Origin of the sequence: Psychrobacillus sp. BL-248-WT-3, assembly GCF_012843435.1 — a bacterium.
GTDB lineage: Bacteria > Bacillota > Bacilli > Bacillales_A > Planococcaceae > Psychrobacillus.
Genome location: NZ_JABAFC010000012.1, coordinates 49,299 through 66,430 on the forward strand (window position 1 = coordinate 49,299; position 17,132 = coordinate 66,430).

Here is a 17,132-nt window from a genome sequence, read left to right on the forward strand (position 1 = left end):
TAGCTTACGTCATTACGCTCCCCCCATAAAAAGCATCCGCTAGATAAGCCAAAAATAATTTGCTGTATTAATAAAAGCATATAAACCCTAATATTCATTTTCAATTGTTCGGTTTTTTTCAAACAAAAAGGTAAACGTTTTAATTAATAATAAATTAAATAATTAGAATAATTTCATTATTTAGACACATTTATATAAAAAAGTAGAGGATGTTCATTTACAAATATATTAATACGTGATATATTATCTGAATATTATAAATAAATGAATGAGGAGGCGCTAAGAATGACTAAATTACAAGAAGTAACTTCAAAATCATGTCCGTATTGTAAAGGGGAAGGGTACTTTCAATTAAGGCTTGGAGGATCCGAAACATGCGGCTGTTGTCAGGGCACTGGCAAGAAATAATAATAAGGCTTTTTGACAAAAATGTGAAAAGAGATAACTGGATTGAATACCTGCCTCCGTTAAGGTAAACTATTTAAAGATGTAACGGAGGTTAATGACTATGAATTTTACAATTACACAGATGATTCTTTCAGTTCTAATATTTCTAGTAATGTTTTTTGGAATCGCCTTCCTATTAAATATGTTGCTTAGAATGTCTTGGTTTGTAGCTATTCTTTATCCACTTATAGTGATATTTATTATTGATGAGGTCGGATTCTTTGATTACTTTACAAAACCGGGTTCTTCCTTCTCTGCTCTAGGAGAAAAATTCATGTCACTACATATGGCAGATATCGTTATTTTATCAAGTGGTTTTGTCGGTGCAATTCTAGCGGGAATTGTGATTAAAATGCTACGTAAAAGTGGATATCAGATGTTTTAGAAAGATGGCCTGTCTAGGCTGTCTTTTTTTGGTGTTTAGGAAATTATAAAATACTGAACCTGTGGATAAATTAATGTCTAGCTCCACCGCCTTGCCCCTCGGGGTCAAATGGATAAAAGCTGCTCCTGCGCAAGCTCGTCGCAAACAAAAGCGTTTGCGGTGGCTGAGGAACTGCCTCCTCGATTTTGCCCATTTGCCTGTCGGGGCAGTGACAGGCGCTTGCGCTTTTCTTGTTATAGAGCCACTCTACTTAACTCTGCTTAAAAAAGATTATTATAAATACACACAAACAGTTTTCTAGTTATATGCATATGTTTCGGCTGAAGTGATATCTACTCTTTTATTATCATTTGTGTGCTTCCTCTTATGAGGTTTATATTACTGAAGAACAAATAAGTTAAATGGGAGTGGGAAAATGTTATTATTATGGCAACTTTCATTATTTGTTTCAATTTTAACTTTATTAGTTGGTTTTGTTAAAAAGTCTTGGGTCTTCTTATTAATTAGTACGTTTACTTTTATACCGATAGCATATTATTTTTTAGGGGCGAATAATGCTTGGAAATATGTTGGTTTAACTCCTGTCATACTACTTGTTCTTACTATATTATTCTGGTTCATAAGTAAAAAAATGAGTTCAGTTAAATGATAAATCTATAAATAAAACCCTTTAAAAAAAGAAATCAAATAAAAATGAGCTTGGAGAAAATATCCCAGCTCATTTTAATTTAGGCTATGTTAAAGGTTAGGGTTGATTTATGATGCAAAGAAATCTTAGATCAGAGAGTAGAATTGATTTCCGCCCCAGCCGGACGCTTTCCTCGGGGTGAGCGATAAGCCATCACCCATCGCTTACGCGCGTGGTTGTGATGTCTTATCTGTCTCACTCATCCCGTAGGAGTCGCCGTCTGGCGCTCCAATCAATAAACGGGAACAGCTTTAGCATCGATAAAGCGCTTATAAACTTACTCGCATAAATAAAGTAGAAAAACTGTCAACAACCCCAATTCATCAACTATTTAAGTTCTTAATAGCCATTTGACTTTTTATAATGTTTACAGTCACTATAAAAAAGAATTGTTAGTCAAAATCAACCGATAACTTTAACAAAGCTTTAATTTATTCAACCTTCACCTTGATAGCCTTATAAAATAACCGTATAAATAACGATGGATATTAAAATACCGGTTAATGCCCCCATAAAAACTTCAATAGGCTTATGTCCAAGTAAAGTTTTTAGTTCTTCTAGCTTTTCCTCGCTCTTCTTGTGTCCCCAATCCTTTGTTTGATTAACAAAAGTTTGAAAATCTACACGCATCTGATTGATAATGATGGCTTGCTGACCGGCTTGAAATCTAACACCTGTTGCATCAAACATCACTATAACTGCGAACACTGTAGCAACTGCGAAAAGGGTAGAGTCTAACCCCGTTTCAAAAGCAATAGCTGTACACAATGACGTTACAGCAGCCGAATGAGAGCTTGGCATTCCACCTGTAGAAGTGAATAATTTCCAATCTATCTTTTTAGTGACCAGAAAATGTATTGGTATTTTCACGAACTGGGCAAAGAAGATGGAGAAAAGAGCAGCTAATAGTGGAGTATTTTGGAGAATTGCCACAGCAGACACCGCCTTCCTTGTAAAACTTTGTTACTTTTAGTATAACATATTCTCACTATTCGAAAAATCATTCTCGTTGCTATATAATAAGAATGTATCCAAATTATGTAGGGGGAAAAATGATGATTATTAGCACTAACAATGTAACATTCGAAGAAGTACAATCCGAAACACTAGTGGTAGGAATTCCTAAGCATCCTGAAAATACAGAGAAATGGGATGCATTATTAAATGTGTATGGAAATCACATTCTTGATTGGGTAAAAAGTGGTGACATATCATCAGACTCGAAAAAAATAATTAAAGTCCCAATAGCAGGTCAAGAAACTGTTAAAAGAATATTATTTGTAGGGCTTGGAGATCGTAAAAAGTTAACACAAGAAAATATTCGAGAAGCATTTGGTTTAGTAGGGAAAGAGCTACTTTCTAGCAAGCCTGAATCCCTTGCAGTGTGGGTTCCATCATTTACCTCTGAGAGCGCTACAGAAGCTGATGTAGCTTATTTAGCTGGTGAGGGGATTGGTATGGGAGCTTTTGTTTATGAGGGCTATAAAACAACCTCTAACGTGCCGGATTATTATTTACCAGCTATCGAGCTTTTAACAGATACTGACTTAGAAGAAGCTGCAACTTACTTTGAAGTAGGAAGTATTTATGCGGATGCTGTTAATGAAGCTAGAATTTTAGTGAATACACCAGGGAATGTGCTGACTTCTACACAACTAGGAGAGTATGCAAGAGAGCTTGGTGAGACATATGGCTTTGAAACAGAAATATTAGGTAAGAAAGAAATAGAAGAGCTTGGTATGGGAGCTTTATTGGCGGTAAACCAAGGATCAGTTGAAGAACCACGTTTAATAGCTTTGAAATATCAAGCTACGGATAATTGGGATGATGTGGTAGCACTTGTTGGGAAAGGAATTACTTTCGATACAGGAGGTTACTCTATTAAAACAAAAACTGGTATCGTTGGTATGAAAGGCGATATGGGTGGAGCAGCAGCAGTTTTAGGTGCTATGCAAATTATTGGTGAGCTTCGCCCTAATAAAAACGTAATAGCAGTAATTGCTTCAACGGACAATATGATTTCTGGAAATGCATTTAAGCCGGATGATGTTATTACTTCTATGAGCGGAAAAACGATTGAAATTCTTAATACAGATGCAGAGGGACGTTTAGTTCTTGCAGATGCGGTAACATATGCAAAACAGCAAGGTGCTAATTACATTGTCGATGTGGCTACTTTAACAGGTGGAGTAATCACCGCATTAGGATTTGACAAAACTGGAGCACTAACAAATAATGAAGAATTTTTTGAAACCTTTATGGAATCCTCTTTGGAAACAGGAGAATTTGTATGGAGACTTCCGTTAACTGAAAATGATAAGAAACGCATTCGTAAAAGTGACGTCGCAGATCTAAACAATTCCCCTGGAGGAGATGGCCATATGATTTTCGGTGGTGGTTTCGTAGGAGAATTTGTAGAAGATACACCATGGATTCACTTAGATATCGCAGGTACGTCCGATGCAAAAGCAGCATATGACTTTGGACCAAAAGGCGGTACTGGTGTAATGGTTCGTACTTTAGCAACGCTTATTGAAAGAATGGCAGACGAAGAGTAGGATAAACGCACAGGACACTTATCCCACATAGCATACACTGTGTTGAAAGGAGGGACATTATGGTTAGATATCAACGCGGTGGTTATGGGGGAAGAGGTCCAGGAGGTCCTAGGGGTCCAGGTGGCCCTGGAGGATTTGGAGGTTACGGAGGTTTTGGTGGTGGCTTTGGTGGATTTGGAGCTCCGCTATTAGGAGGCTTTGTAGGAGGACTTTTAGGTTCTTCTATTATTGGATTTGGTGCAAGACAACCATATCCATATCAACCTTATCCATACCAGCCTTATCCTTACTATGGTTCACCATATTCCCCGTATTATTAACTAGTATAAAAAAGCTTTTGCAATTCGTGGAGGATCACGTTTTGCAAAAGCTTTTTTTAGTTGAAACTATTTCCAGCCCCTGGATTATAGTAAAAAAATGAGTGATTGTCGAAAATTAGAGCACGATTGTAGTAAAGGAGTGCTGAATTGTCGTAATCCATGCACTGGAGGGACATCCAACTCCTCGATGGTAGAAAACTGGCTCTAAATTCAAGGGAGGATACTTTAGCCTTAAAAAAAGAGTAGGGAAAGTCATATGAATTTCCCTACTCTTTTAGCTAATTAGCTTTTACCTTCATATTCTTTCTTTTCTCTTCGACAACTTCTTCTAAGTCATCTCGTACTGTAAGGTCACAGCATTCCACACCAGAATAATACGCAGCTCTTCCCATCATATGACCACCGACAGGGCCAGTAATGAAGAGAAATAATATACCAAGTAAAATTCGAGAATTAAATGTGCCCTCGATTAACCAGAAGTGAAGGAACACTCCTATTAAGATGCTCATTACACCGAGCGTTGCACTTTTGGAAGCGGCATGAGCTCTTGTGTAGACATCAGGTAACCGAAACAAGCCTATTGCAGTGACCAGGATAAAAATAGTTCCAAAGGATATAGTACCTACGATAAGAATATTAGCTATTACGGTCACGTTGAATGATCTCTCCCTTCTCCGTGAACTTAGAAAACGCTATTGTTCCAATAAAGGAAAGAACGGCCAATAAGAGGATGACCTCTAAAAAGAATGGAGTGTCAAATAAAATCGAAATCAGACCTATTAATGAGATTAGGCCGACTCCAATGGCATCTAAGGCAATAACCCGGTCTGGAGTAGTAGGCCCCTTTACAAGACGATATATGAAGCCTAGTAAAGCAGCACTGATAAGCACGACAATTACCCATAAAAAAGTTATCATGATCTACTCACCTCCAAAATTGCTTTCTCAAAAGTATCGCGTATGGAGTTTACTGCTTCGTCAATATCGCTAAAATCGATAGAATGGATATATAACGTTTTGTTGTCATCAGAAACATCGATAACTACTGTACCAGGTGTTAATGTTATAAGACTAGACAGCAAGGTTATTTCCCAGTCTTCAGTCAATACCGTTTCTAGGGCAAAGATTGCCGGACGTATTGGCATTTCTGGCTTCACGATTAATTTTAATACAGAGAAGTTTGATAAAATTAGCTCCTTTAAAAATAAGAATGCTAATTTTATCACAGCCAATACCCGATCCATATAGAATCGTGACTTAAAGGATTTTCGAAGCATGAAAAGCATTACCAAACCGAGCAGATATCCTACTATAAAAGTAGTAGGTTTAAATGATATGGATAGAAACATCCACGTAAGGGCTATAAATACATTTAACAAAATTTGAAAAGCCATTATTTCACCCCTTCAAAGACAGCATCAACATATAAGGAAGGATCTAATAACACATTGGATGCATCAGTCATAAGTGGCACTAAGAATTCAGCTCCAACACCATAAAAAACAGTAACAGCAACTAGAGCTATTGTTGGAACTAATAAACGCTTATAGGACGTAGCGTCCAGATAAGAGGATTCGCCTTTTGGCTCACCCCAGAATGCATAAATGAAAATACGTATCGCGGAAAGTAAAACGATGAGACTAGAAAGTAGGATAAAAATACTTTGCCATAATAATTCCCCTTCGAAACCACCTTGAACGATTAACATCTTACCAATAAAGCCGCTTAATGGAGGAATTCCAGCTAAACCAAATGCTGCGATTAAATAACTCCAAGCAAGAAGTGGATATTTCTTCATCAATCCACCCATTTTTCGTAAATTGGATGTGCCTGTAATTTTAATAACGATTCCAATCAGTAGGAACAGAGCACCTTTTATCAATATATCATGGATTAAATAAAATACAGAACCAATCATTCCGTTTTCGTTCATAATAGAAGCACCGAATAGGATTACTCCGACAGCAATGACGATATTATAAATAATAATTTGCTTTAAATCAAAGTAAGCAAGTGCACCAATACATCCGACGATGATCGTAATAATCGAGAGTATCATGAGCAGTTCATGAGTGAACCCAACATCTGTTGTAAAGAACAAAGTATAGGTACGCATAATAGCATACACACCGACTTTAGTAAGCAATGCGCCAAACAAAGCTAGTACAGGTACTGGCGGAGCGGCATAAGAGCCTGGTAGCCAGAAGTAAAGAGGGAAGATACCGCCTTTTATCCCGAACACTATTAAGAATAATACAGCGATTACTGTTACGATTCCTACCCCACCATGCTCGGCCAATTTAACGGAAATATCAGCCATGTTTAATGTCCCAACTACGGAATATAAGTATCCTACTGCAATAACGAATAAGGATGAAGAGACAATATTGACTATTATGTATTTAATAGATTCTTTTAATTGTGTTTTTTCTCCACCCAACACGATTAGTACATATGAAGCCATTAATAATACTTCAAAAAATACAAAAAGGTTAAAAATATCACCTGTAGTAAATGCTCCGTTTACACCAGTTAGCATAAATAAGATAGCTGGATAGTAAAATGATTTTTCTCTAGCTTCATCTATGTAAGTAAAGCTATACCATACAACAAATAAAGTGATGATAAGAGAAGAGGTGACTAAAAGAGCTGAAAACATGTCTGAAACCATTGTAATCCCAAATGGTGGAGCCCAGCTACCTAGGGTAAGGGTTTGTACACCATCTGTTTTTACTTTAAAAAGTAAGGTAAAAGCCGATACTAGTGCCGCTAGCAATCCAACAATAGTGACAATTCGCTGCGCTTTTATTCTTTTAGGGAAAAATAAAAGAATTGCCGCAAACAAGAAAGGGATGAGGACTGGGAATAATAATAGATTAATCATTGTCTTCAGATCCTTTCATAAGTTCCATATTGTCTGTTCCCACTTCTTTATACGTTCTATAGGCTAAAACTAGTGAGAATGCTGTAACACCGAAGGCTATTACAATAGCCGTTAATATTAAGGCTTGCGGAAGTGGATCAGCATAGTCAGTTACTCCATCAGCTAAGACCGGAGCAGATTTTCCTCCAAGGCCTCCCATTGTTAAAAGAAGCAAATGGGTTCCATGGCTCAGTAAGCCTGTTCCAATAATAATCCGAATTAAGCTCCGGGAGAGGATTAAATAGACTGCAGCCATAAATAGAAAGCCGATTAAAATGGACATCATAATTTCCATTATTCATCTCCTCCTATCATTTGAATAATTGTCATTGTAACACCCACAACTACTAAATATACTCCGGTGTCAAAAAACATCGCAGTATGGATGGATGTTTTCCCTAGTAAGGGAAGATTAAAATAGTCATACACGTGGGTGAAGAAAGGTACGTTAAAAAAGATAGATCCTGCAGCAGTTGCTAAGGCAATAATAAGTCCTATTGCAGTTACCATCACATAGTTTAAAGGCAGCATATCCTGTACTGTTTTTAAGTCGAATGCCAGTAAAAGAAGCACAATTGCACTGGACATTAGCAAGCCCCCGACAAATCCTCCTCCAGGTGTATAGTGACCAGCAAAGAAGATATGGATGGAGAAAAGAAAGATGATAAAAAAGACTACTTTCGTCGTTGTCTGGATGATTAAATCATTTGTTTTCAACTTTATTTTCTCCTTTCTTTTTTGCCAATCTTAGTGTGATCATGCCTATTATTCCTAGAGAAGCTATAGTAAGAACACCAATTTCAAACAATGTATCAAAACCACGATAGTCTACTAAAATTACGTTTACTATATTCCCGCCCCCTGCTTCGCTATAGACGGTTTTTTTATAGTACTCCGATATAGAAGGAACGAGTTTTTGAGAGTGTGCAGAAATAGCTATTAAGGAAACCATTACTCCAACACCTAGGGCTATGAGAAAGTTAGTTAAACGGAATTTACGATCTTCCTTCCCTTTTTCGTGCTTGTTTAATTTAGGTAGGTGGTAGAACGCTCCAAGGAATAATGCCACTGAAACTGTTTCAATTACTAGCTGAGTAAGCGCCAGGTCAGGTGCCTTGAAAATGATGAAAAACAATGCAACTGTATATCCTACAGCCCCCAAAGCAATGATTGCAGTGAGTCTAGATTTAGTAATTAATATTGTAAGTGTTCCAATAATAATTAATAAAGATAACAGTACTTCAAAAAACTTAATAGGCGCTAAGTTATCAAAGCTAATGACAAAGGCTTCCTTTATCCACAAAGTGCTTGCAAGTAAAATAATAATTGCTCCAAAAATGTAAATTAAGTAGGAGCGGATGGAACCTTTCATGTATAAAGAGGACACCTGTTTGGCGCCACTCTCTGAAAGCATCATTAACCAATCATAAATGCCGTTCAATGTAACCTTGGCTGGCATCTTCGAGTAGGCAACACTCCATTTAGGTAGTGTTTTGTATAAAAGATAGCCGACAAGGAATATTCCTAGTGTCATATATAGCGCGGGCGAATCAAATCCATGCCAAGCCTTTATTTTGAATCCTACGTCAGAAGGTAGAGCATATACGCTCGGTTGAATGGCTGCTACTGCAGGCTTAATAAATGTATTTCCAACGAAATTTGGAATAAAAAATATCACGATTACAAGTGTTGCTAATATTCCAGGGGAAATAAGCATTCCGATAGGAGCCTCATGCGCTTTTTTCGGCAGTAACTCAGGTGTATGCTTTCCGCGGAACGTGTGTAGTACAAAGTACAAGCTGTAAACGAATGTAAAGACACTCGCAACCCAGGCAACGATTGGAATCAATATCCACCAAGTATCCATTGAATATAGACCAACATGCTGGAGTGACAGGGTAGCATCTAAAAACATTTCCTTACTCAAAAATCCATTGAATAGGGGAATTCCTGCCATAGAAAGACTACCAATCATTGCAATCGTAAAGCTAATTGGCATCAGGCTCATTAGCCCTCCAAGCTTACGAATATCACGTGTGCCGGTTTCATGATCTACAATTCCAGCAATCATAAAGAGACTTCCTTTAAAGGTTGCATGATTTAGAAGGTGGAAAATAGCAGCAAATGTAGCAAATGTGTATGTCGTTACTAAATCACCTGTAACGTGATACGCAATAGAGCCAATTCCTAGTAACGACATGATTAAACCAAGCTGACTTACTGTAGAAAAAGCCAAAATTGCTTTTAAATCAGTCTGTTTAACTGCAAAGAATGATCCCCAGAATAGTGTGAGGATACCGACACCAGTGACTAACCAAACCCAAACCTCAGAAAGTGCGAAAATAGGAGTAAGTCGTGCAACTAAATATAATCCTGCTTTAACCATAGTTGCTGAATGTAGATAGGCACTGACGGGTGTTGGTGCTTCCATAGCATCTGGAAGCCAAACATAAAAAGGGAATTGAGCAGATTTTGTAAATGCGCCAAGTAATATTAGGACTAACGCCCAGACGAATAGATCATGCTCGGCAATAGTAGCTGCTTGTGAGATGAGTTCCCTAATAGAGAAAGTTTCTCCCATAATGCCTAGCAGTAAGAAGCCACCTAGCATCATCAATCCACCAAATACAGTAATCATCATAGATTTCAATGCACCAAAGCGAGAACGATCGCGAGTATACCAGTAGCCAATGAGTAAGAATGATGAAATTGAAGTTAGCTCCCAGAAAAAATAGAGCCCAATTAAGTGGTCAGATTGGACAACGCCAAGCATCGCCGTCATAAACATTAATAAGTATACGTAAAAATTTCCTAGATTCTCTTTATCCTTATCTAAATAAAAGATAGAGTAGAGAACTACGAGGGATCCTATCCCAGTTATTAATAAAGAAAATAGTAAGCTAAGGCCATCTATGTACGAGACTAATGAAATATCGAGTGATGGAATCCAAGGCATTTCTTCTGAAAAAGTTTTTCCATCCATTACTGAAGGGATATACAATGCATATAAAACTACTAAAATTAAAGGTGCGATTAGTACAAACCATCCAGTATGGATTCTTTTTGCTTTTTTATACAATAAAGGGATAAAAATAGCCAAAATAATAGGCAAGAATATTGCAAAAATCATGGACATGAGAATCCTCCTTCCAACAATATATTTATGTATATGAATAAAATTATACTCCAAATATGATGTGTTTGCATGGCTTATTACTTCCTTCCTATATATAAGCAACCATATTTTATAAGCGTAAATAATGTGAGATAACTAAAATGGAAGAGGGGAGAAAAAATGAGATTCTTTTAGTAAATATTTGTTGTTTCTCGTCTCGATTGCTCGTGTTTTTTATGGAAATTTAGATAGGCTCTTGCGAAAGGGGAATCCCATCCGATATCATACTAAGTATCAGAATTTCCTATAGATTAGAGGAGCAACAATGAAAAACCCTTATGTGTTTGGCTTTCTTCCGTTAATTACAATCATTTTGTTTAGTTTAACCTTTTCTACCTACACTATGTTTAAAGCAATTGAATTGTTTAAGGTTATTGGTGTGTACAGTGGAATGAAAGAGTTTCTTACTGATTTTGAGATAAAACTGTTCGTTCTAATTGTATTTGCTCTTATTTATTTCATGCTTTTTTCTGCCTTAAAATTAATTGCAGAGACTATTCATGAGATCGGAATGTTATTCTTTTCAAAGGATTATGAGGGGAAAACGATGGCACAGGCCCGAGGTGGCTATGTCATTTTTCTAGGTGGAGCAATTATTTCAGCTGTCGGATTTCAATCCATACAAATTCTTATGCTTGTCTTTTTAGTTACAGCTTTCATCTATTTTATTTATGTTGTATTTAAGCTAAGCAACTCGATGACACTCATTGGAACGTTGGGACTAGTTATGTTTGAAATAATTGTGTGGAGTTTGTTCCTTGCGTTAGTTATTTATGTAATTATTAAACTTTATAATGGAATTATTGCAAGTCTGCCATTTTTATAATCGACAAATATTGCCTAGGAAATATTGAATGATGTGTCCATGTAATCTTTAAATAGATGTATCGCGAGGAGGCAAGGGGTTGGATACTGTATTTGATAAGATGAATATGCAAACAAAGAAAAAAATACAACAATCGTTCCTTTCCCTATTAAAGGGAAAAGAATTTACAAAGATATCGATAAAAGATATAACAGATAGTGCTTGTATAAACAGAGGAACTTTTTATTTACATTATCTTGATAAATACGACTTGCTCGAAAAAGTAGAAGAAGAGCTTTTGGAAGGGCTCCGATTACATATAGCATCTATAGATTCCAAGTATAAAGTGGAAATGGTGAAACAATTACAAGTTGCAGGCTTTTCCATGGAAGTATTCCGATATATCGAAATGCATGTGGACCAATTTATCGTTTTATTGTCCAAAAACAATACGTCTGGCTTTCATTTAAGACTAAAAAAATTCTTTGTAGAGCAATTCGAGGAAAATTATCAAACAACGGAAATGTCATCTATCGATCCAACCATTCCAACAGATTATTTGTCTGCATTTGCAGCTTCGGCCATATTAGGTCTCATAGAGCAATGGTTATCTCATACACATCGGGAAACACCAGAAGAGGTAGCTGTTTTATACTTGAAAATATTGAACTTCATAAAAAGTGTATAAAAAAAAGAGAAGCTCAACATTGGCTTCTCAATTTTTTTTATCCATAATTCGATTAAAAATTCGATGGTGTATTTTGTTGGACTCTATGCTTTTCATATTTTTAGGTAAATCATAACCAATCCATACTGCTGAAGTATATGTATCGGTTAGGCCAGCTAGCCAGTAATCATAATACTCATTTGTGGTCCCTGTTTTAGCACCGACATAGGAAGAATTGACAGAAATTCCTTTTCCAGTTCCGTTTGTTACTACCTGCGCAAGCAGGCCCCTCATTGTTTGAGCTGTTTTATAAGACCATACTTCTTGGAAATCATCCTCCCAAGCATATAAAACAGTTCCTTCTTTATCTACGACCTTCTGAATTGCACGTGCAGGCTTATAGGTCCCATTGATAAAGCTAGTATAGGCATCTGCCATTTCTAACACAGTGACCCCTTTTGTTAATCCACCTAGCGCAGCAGAATACGTGTGATCTTTTTCCTCTATATTTTCAAACTGAAAAGGAGAGATTCTCGCAAAAGCATTTTCAATGCCGACTGTATCTAATAATCTAACAGCTGGTGTATTGTGACTTAAACGAAATGCCTCTTGAATGGTTACATAATCATATACTGCACCACCATAATTTTGCGGGCAATAAGAGCCTATGCACAGTTTTCCGGCGTTTATAGAGCTATTGGGAGTATACGTAGTTGTTTCAAACAATGGTGCGTATACTAGTAGCGGCTTAAAGGCAGAGCCGGGCTGACGAATTGCCTGATAGGCTCTATGGAAGTCTAGTTTCTTGTAATCCTTCCCACCATAAATACTTACTATCTCCCTTGTATCATTGTTAATAACTACAGAAGCAGCTTGTAGATTCGACTTTTTACTTAATAGACTATTAATATACCGCTCATCATCTTCTTGCTTCAGAGGATCCAGTGCAGTATGCACGGTTATTCCATTGGAAATAACCTCATCAACACGAGTCTTTAGCTCATGTTCAATAAATTGCCTTTGCTGTTCATTTTGAGCATTTGCTATTTTGTCCTTAAAGCCTTCTTTATGAGCAATAAGGCTTTCTAATTCATGTAACACAAACGTGCTATATGCAGGATATAATTGCTTTTTCGTTTTCGTCACTAATTTAATTGGTGCTTGTTTTATTTCATTTGCTCGTTCGACAGTAAGTCTACCGTTTTTAACGAGGACATCAATTAGAAGCTCCTGGCGATTTTTTGTTGCTTCAAAATTGGTGAGCGGATTATAAATGGTTGGATTATTTGGTATTGCACTTATAAAAGCTAGTTCTGCCTCACTCAATTGATCGATTGAGCGTCCAAAATAGAATGTGGAGGCTGCTCCTATTCCATATACTTGATTGCTGAAATAAATTTCGTTTAAATAATTTGTAAAAATATCCTCTTTGCTCGTTTGTTTTTCCATTTCATGCGCATATAGTAACTCCGTTAGCTTTCTTTCATACGTTTTCTCAGTAGACAAATAGCGGAGGCGGACAAGCTGTTGAGTAATAGTACTTCCTCCTTGTTCCATTTGCTGGGCAGATGCATTTGCAAAGACAGCCCTAAAAATAGCGGTGAAATTGAAGCCGATATGCTGATAAAATTCTTCATCTTCACTTTGAAGAAAGAGTTCCTGAGCAAATAAGGGAATCTCTTCTAAAGAAAGAGGCTCTCTCCATTCGATATAATCCTCTGAGAATAGTTTTCCTTTGTTATCTAAGAGCACTACAGGGGAGGTTATGGTAGGATTTGATAGTTGAATGGAACGTTCTAAATCCGAATTAAAGGAGGCTGCAGATAGCACCTCTGTATGGATAAAGGAATATAAAATCCACAGTATGGGAAAACATAACAAGATGACTAAAAATCCTATACCTTGTCGCATCATTTTACACTCCAGTTCTTGTAATCTATTTAAAGAATAGCATATTCCATGCTTATTCTATCGACCAAATAATATGAGGTGTGAAGTGTAAAATTGGGTCTATGTAAAAGAAAAGGTTGATTATTCGTAAATGCACTGCGCAGACAACACTATTACGGATTATACTACTGCTTCTTGAAATGGATATTTATGTTAAAATTTATGAGGAAGAATCGTAAAAAAATTTAAAAGGTACAGTTAGAGGAGCCAGTAAAATATGAAGCCATTACAAGGAAAAATTGCTGTTGTTACAGGAGCATCCCGTGGTGCGGGTCGGGGAATTGCTTATCAACTAGGCAGTGCAGGTGCAACAGTATACGTAACAGGGCGTAGTGTAAAGGGGAGTACAACCGATAACCGTCCGGAAACCATTGAGGAAACTGCCGATGGTGTCACTTTAAGAGGGGGTAAAGGTATTGCGATACAATGTGACCATACACGTAGTAGTGACGTAAGAAAGCTGTTTGAGAGAATTGGAAGGGAACAGGGTCGGATTGATATTTTAGTTAATAGTGTATTTGGCGGATCCGAAAGATCGCTACCATCAGGGGATGGACGGCATTTTTGGGAACGCCCATTGGAACATTGGGAGGCTATGATGGTTGCTGGGCCACAAGCCTATTTACTAACTACTCGATACGCTGTGCCTTTAATGACAAAGCACCAAAAAGGATTAATTGTAAATCTCACATTTTTTATAAAAGACCAAATCTCTAGTAATTTATATTACGACTTAGCTATGAATGCTATTAATCGAATGACACGAGGAATGGCAAAGGAATTACAAGAATACAATGTTTCAGCCATTGCTGTTTGCCCAGGTTGGATGAGGACGGAAAGAGTGATAGATTCAGGTTTTGGACCCAAGGATGGAGCTAAAGAAACAACAGCATATGTAGGTCGTGCTGTTTTGGCTCTAGCAACAGACACCACAGTATCTAAGTTTTCTGGAGAAACGCTAATGGTGGCAGAACTAGCAAAAAAATATGGATTTACTGATGTCGATGGAACTCAACCTTTGCCGTTTGAAGGATAATCAGGATCACTATATAAAACAAAAAGGCTTCCGACCATTTAGCGTCGAAAGCCTTACACTTATTGTGTATTAGCGTGTAGTTCTTCCTCATGAAGCACTTCTTCAAAGTCTTGGACGGGTTTCTTACCGGCGAAATAGAGTATGAAGAAAGCTATCAGGAATAGGGCACCCGTAACGAAGAAAACAGAGGATATACCGATAAACCCACTAATAAATCCACCAAACATCGGACCTATAATATTACCTAAGAAGCGGAAGCTTGTGTTGTATCCCATAAGCTCTCCTTGAACTTCGATTGGTGCTTCTCGTCGAATCAAGGCAGTAGTCACTGGTATTAGACCACCTGAAGCAATCCCAAATAGGAAGCGTAGAGCCATCAGTTGCCACAGCTCGGTAACAAAGGCTTGCGGAACGATGAACACAAAAGCAATAAGTAGTAGCATAGATAGAACCTTTTCATAGCCAATCGAGTCTCCAAGCTTGCCCCATGTTCTGGCGAAAAGAAGACTACCTACACCAGTAGCACTAAAGGTTATGCCGGCTAAAAGAGCAACTTCACTGGAGTCAGTTAAATGGGAGACATATAAGGAGAGAAGAGGCTGAATACTAAAAAGTCCTATTTGTATTAAAGACGTAATCATTAGGACATTAAGTATTAGACGATGATGAAAAATACCAGAAACGACCGTCTTTCTAGAATATTCATGCTCATCCTTCGCTTTAACCCGACGTTGTTCTCTAATCCCTATAATAACTAGGAGTGCAGCTATAGATACTGCTGTAGCTGTAATAATAAATGTGTATTGAAAACCAAACGTATCAGCCATAAACCCGCCTATGACAGGCCCGAATAATGTACCAGATACGCTACCCATTTGTAACGTGCCCATGGTCTTGCCTGCAACATCCCTTGCTGTCTGAGAGCTGATAAATGCCAGTGAAGTTGGGATAAAACCAGTTACAACACCCATAAACAATCGAAGAACAAAGAATGCTTCTACCGAATTTATGAATCCCATTAAAAGTACGCTGAGCGCAATTCCGAATCCATTTATGATTAAAATTGGCTTATAACCATATTTGTCAGCTATTCTCCCCCATATAGGAGACATAATAAGTGCAGAAACAAAGGTAGCTCCAAATACTAGACCAGACCATTTTTGCACGTAGGCATCTGTAAAATCACCCATCGTATTAATATATAGGGAAAGGAAAGGCATGATCATCGTCATGGTGCTAGATACTAAGAAAATGGAGAACCACATAATAATAAAGTTACGTTTTTGTACGCTCATTGAAAATCCCTTCTTTCTTTTGACACGTACTCTTATTTAGATTATAAAACATTTCGAGTGACTAAGGAAGTTGAATGTTAAAAGTTTGTCACTGAAAAGTGTGTTTAATTATGATAAACTGTTTTGGGGTGATTATGTTGAAAAAATTAATTATTTTATGTTTATTTACTATGCTCTTCGTTTCAGCTTGTGGAAGTGATTCAGCTGAGACTGAAAAAGACAATAAAAAAGAAACAACAAAAGAAGAATCTGCTGTTACTACTGATACCCAACAAGAGGGCGAATTAATCACATATCCGCAACTTTCAACAGAAGTGGCGGAAAATGAAGCTTTAGTCCAAATGAACACTTCTTTAGGAGCAATTAAAATTAAATTGTTTCCAGAAGAAGCACCGAAAACGGTGGAAAACTTTTTAACTAAAGCAGAAGAAGGCTACTATGAGGGTGTTATCTTTCATCGGGTCATTGAAGACTTTATGATTCAGGGAGGAGACCCTACTGGAACTGGAGCAGGTGGAGAGAGTATTTATGGTGAGTCATTTGAGGATGAATTCACGATGAACCTATTCAACTTTAATGGTGCACTTTCCATGGCCAACGCGGGACCAAATACAAACGGCAGCCAATTTTTTATCGTACAAGCTTCACCACAAAATGGTATAACAGCTGAACAGCTTATTAAAGGTGGGTGGCCTGAGGAAGTAGCGAAGGCTTATGAAGAAAAAGGTGGAACACCAAATTTAGATCAAAAGCATACAGTCTTCGGGCAAGTTATTGAGGGCATGGATGTAGTAAATGAAATAGCTAAAGTGGAAACTGGTGAAAATGATAAGCCGGTAGAGGATATCCTTATTCAGTCCATAGAGGTTATTCAAAAATAAAG

The 17,132-nt window shown here is 37.4% G+C and carries 18 protein-coding genes; 8 read left to right on the plus strand and 10 right to left on the minus strand.

The window, feature by feature from the left end:
- Positions 1–285 precede the first annotated feature (285 nt).
- A complete protein-coding gene (locus HF876_RS08600) occupies positions 286–408 on the plus strand; it encodes a YuiA family protein (RefSeq protein WP_169359656.1) in 123 nt (40 codons plus the stop codon).
- Positions 409–502: 94 nt separating this feature from the next.
- Positions 503–832, plus strand: coding sequence for a YuiB family protein (locus tag HF876_RS08605; RefSeq protein WP_169359657.1), 330 nt, complete (start codon positions 503–505; stop codon positions 830–832).
- A 1,144-nt stretch (positions 833–1,976) separates the two neighbouring features.
- On the opposite strand, the gene HF876_RS08610 is transcribed toward HF876_RS08605, so the two are convergent.
- Positions 1,977–2,453, minus strand: a complete 477-nt coding sequence (locus tag HF876_RS08610) for a divergent PAP2 family protein (RefSeq protein ID WP_169359658.1) — start codon at positions 2,451–2,453, stop codon at positions 1,977–1,979.
- 122 nt (positions 2,454–2,575) lie between these two features.
- On the opposite strand from HF876_RS08610, the gene HF876_RS08615 reads away from it, so the two are divergent.
- The gene (locus tag HF876_RS08615) at positions 2,576–4,078 is read left to right on the plus strand and encodes a leucyl aminopeptidase (protein ID WP_169359688.1); all 1,503 of its coding nucleotides are present in this window, start codon (positions 2,576–2,578) and stop codon (positions 4,076–4,078) included.
- A 59-nt stretch (positions 4,079–4,137) separates the two neighbouring features.
- The gene (locus HF876_RS08620; protein ID WP_169359659.1) at positions 4,138–4,398 is read left to right on the plus strand and encodes a hypothetical protein; all 261 of its coding nucleotides are present in this window, start codon (positions 4,138–4,140) and stop codon (positions 4,396–4,398) included.
- A gap of 278 nt (positions 4,399–4,676) precedes the next feature.
- Here HF876_RS08620 and mnhG read toward each other — a convergent pair whose 3' ends face one another.
- From mnhG to HF876_RS08655, 7 genes are read right to left on the minus strand one after another with little or no spacing between them, the layout of a single operon-like run.
- Entirely contained in the window at positions 4,677–5,051 is a 375-nt protein-coding gene (gene mnhG / locus HF876_RS08625) for a monovalent cation/H(+) antiporter subunit G (RefSeq protein ID WP_169359660.1), read from the minus strand.
- The gene (locus tag HF876_RS08630) at positions 5,035–5,316 is read right to left on the minus strand and encodes a Na(+)/H(+) antiporter subunit F1 (protein WP_169359661.1); all 282 of its coding nucleotides are present in this window, start codon (positions 5,314–5,316) and stop codon (positions 5,035–5,037) included. Before HF876_RS08630 ends, mnhG begins: the two co-directional genes overlap by 17 nt.
- The gene (locus HF876_RS08635) at positions 5,313–5,792 is read right to left on the minus strand and encodes a Na+/H+ antiporter subunit E (protein ID WP_169359662.1); all 480 of its coding nucleotides are present in this window, start codon (positions 5,790–5,792) and stop codon (positions 5,313–5,315) included. Before HF876_RS08635 ends, HF876_RS08630 begins: the two co-directional genes overlap by 4 nt.
- A complete protein-coding gene (locus HF876_RS08640; RefSeq protein ID WP_481900281.1) occupies positions 5,792–7,243 on the minus strand; it encodes a Na+/H+ antiporter subunit D in 1,452 nt (483 codons plus the stop codon). Before HF876_RS08640 ends, HF876_RS08635 begins: the two co-directional genes overlap by 1 nt.
- 31 nt (positions 7,244–7,274) lie before the next feature.
- Positions 7,275–7,616, minus strand: a complete 342-nt coding sequence (locus HF876_RS08645) for a Na(+)/H(+) antiporter subunit C (RefSeq protein WP_169359664.1) — start codon at positions 7,614–7,616, stop codon at positions 7,275–7,277.
- Positions 7,616–8,038, minus strand: coding sequence for a Na(+)/H(+) antiporter subunit B (locus HF876_RS08650; protein ID WP_169359665.1), 423 nt, complete (start codon positions 8,036–8,038; stop codon positions 7,616–7,618). Before HF876_RS08650 ends, HF876_RS08645 begins: the two co-directional genes overlap by 1 nt.
- Positions 8,025–10,457 carry a Na+/H+ antiporter subunit A gene (locus HF876_RS08655; RefSeq protein ID WP_169359666.1) on the minus strand — a complete coding sequence of 811 codons (2,433 nt, stop codon included), beginning with the start codon at positions 10,455–10,457 and terminating at the stop codon, positions 8,025–8,027. Before HF876_RS08655 ends, HF876_RS08650 begins: the two co-directional genes overlap by 14 nt.
- 304 nt (positions 10,458–10,761) lie before the next feature.
- Here HF876_RS08655 and HF876_RS08660 point away from each other — a divergent pair, with 304 nt between their 5' ends.
- Together HF876_RS08660 and HF876_RS08665 are read left to right on the plus strand one after the other, a co-directional pair.
- On the plus strand, positions 10,762–11,322 hold the full coding sequence (locus HF876_RS08660; RefSeq protein ID WP_169359667.1) for a DUF5366 family protein: 561 nt from the start codon (positions 10,762–10,764) through the stop codon (positions 11,320–11,322).
- A 79-nt stretch (positions 11,323–11,401) separates the two neighbouring features.
- The gene (locus HF876_RS08665; RefSeq protein ID WP_169359668.1) at positions 11,402–11,989 is read left to right on the plus strand and encodes a TetR/AcrR family transcriptional regulator C-terminal domain-containing protein; all 588 of its coding nucleotides are present in this window, start codon (positions 11,402–11,404) and stop codon (positions 11,987–11,989) included.
- Between the two features lie 27 nt (positions 11,990–12,016).
- Here HF876_RS08665 and HF876_RS08670 read toward each other — a convergent pair whose 3' ends face one another.
- Positions 12,017–13,879 carry a transglycosylase domain-containing protein gene (locus HF876_RS08670; protein ID WP_169359689.1) on the minus strand — a complete coding sequence of 621 codons (1,863 nt, stop codon included), beginning with the start codon at positions 13,877–13,879 and terminating at the stop codon, positions 12,017–12,019.
- A gap of 256 nt (positions 13,880–14,135) precedes the next feature.
- Here HF876_RS08670 and HF876_RS08675 point away from each other — a divergent pair, with 256 nt between their 5' ends.
- Positions 14,136–14,954, plus strand: a complete 819-nt coding sequence (locus HF876_RS08675; RefSeq protein WP_169359669.1) for an SDR family NAD(P)-dependent oxidoreductase — start codon at positions 14,136–14,138, stop codon at positions 14,952–14,954.
- A 59-nt stretch (positions 14,955–15,013) separates the two neighbouring features.
- On the opposite strand, the gene HF876_RS08680 is transcribed toward HF876_RS08675, so the two are convergent.
- Complete coding sequence (locus HF876_RS08680) at positions 15,014–16,249, minus strand: MFS transporter (RefSeq protein ID WP_169359670.1); 1,236 nt, start codon at positions 16,247–16,249, stop codon at positions 15,014–15,016.
- A 134-nt stretch (positions 16,250–16,383) separates the two neighbouring features.
- Between HF876_RS08680 and HF876_RS08685 the strand changes: the two genes are divergently transcribed.
- Positions 16,384–17,130 carry a peptidylprolyl isomerase gene (locus tag HF876_RS08685; RefSeq protein ID WP_169359671.1) on the plus strand — a complete coding sequence of 249 codons (747 nt, stop codon included), beginning with the start codon at positions 16,384–16,386 and terminating at the stop codon, positions 17,128–17,130.
- Positions 17,131–17,132 lie beyond the last annotated feature (2 nt).

What these genes read in the sequence shown, in the direction of transcription:
- HF876_RS08600 (WP_169359656.1), top strand. Translation starts at nt 286, where the DNA reads ATGACTAAATTACAAGAAGTAACTTCAAAATCATGTCCGTATTGTAAA.
- HF876_RS08605 (WP_169359657.1), top strand. Translation starts at nt 503, where the DNA reads ATGACTATGAATTTTACAATTACACAGATGATTCTTTCAGTTCTAATA.
- HF876_RS08615 (WP_169359688.1), top strand. Translation starts at nt 2,576, where the DNA reads ATGATTATTAGCACTAACAATGTAACATTCGAAGAAGTACAATCCGAA.
- HF876_RS08620 (WP_169359659.1), top strand. Translation starts at nt 4,138, where the DNA reads ATGGTTAGATATCAACGCGGTGGTTATGGGGGAAGAGGTCCAGGAGGT.
- HF876_RS08630 (WP_169359661.1), bottom strand. Translation starts at nt 5,316, where the DNA reads ATGATAACTTTTTTATGGGTAATTGTCGTGCTTATCAGTGCTGCTTTA.
- HF876_RS08635 (WP_169359662.1), bottom strand. Translation starts at nt 5,792, where the DNA reads ATGGCTTTTCAAATTTTGTTAAATGTATTTATAGCCCTTACGTGGATG.
- HF876_RS08645 (WP_169359664.1), bottom strand. Translation starts at nt 7,616, where the DNA reads ATGGAAATTATGATGTCCATTTTAATCGGCTTTCTATTTATGGCTGCA.
- HF876_RS08655 (WP_169359666.1), bottom strand. Translation starts at nt 10,457, where the DNA reads ATGTCCATGATTTTTGCAATATTCTTGCCTATTATTTTGGCTATTTTT.
- HF876_RS08660 (WP_169359667.1), top strand. Translation starts at nt 10,762, where the DNA reads ATGAAAAACCCTTATGTGTTTGGCTTTCTTCCGTTAATTACAATCATT.
- HF876_RS08670 (WP_169359689.1), bottom strand. Translation starts at nt 13,879, where the DNA reads ATGCGACAAGGTATAGGATTTTTAGTCATCTTGTTATGTTTTCCCATA.
- HF876_RS08675 (WP_169359669.1), top strand. Translation starts at nt 14,136, where the DNA reads ATGAAGCCATTACAAGGAAAAATTGCTGTTGTTACAGGAGCATCCCGT.
- HF876_RS08680 (WP_169359670.1), bottom strand. Translation starts at nt 16,249, where the DNA reads ATGAGCGTACAAAAACGTAACTTTATTATTATGTGGTTCTCCATTTTC.
- HF876_RS08685 (WP_169359671.1), top strand. Translation starts at nt 16,384, where the DNA reads ATGTTGAAAAAATTAATTATTTTATGTTTATTTACTATGCTCTTCGTT.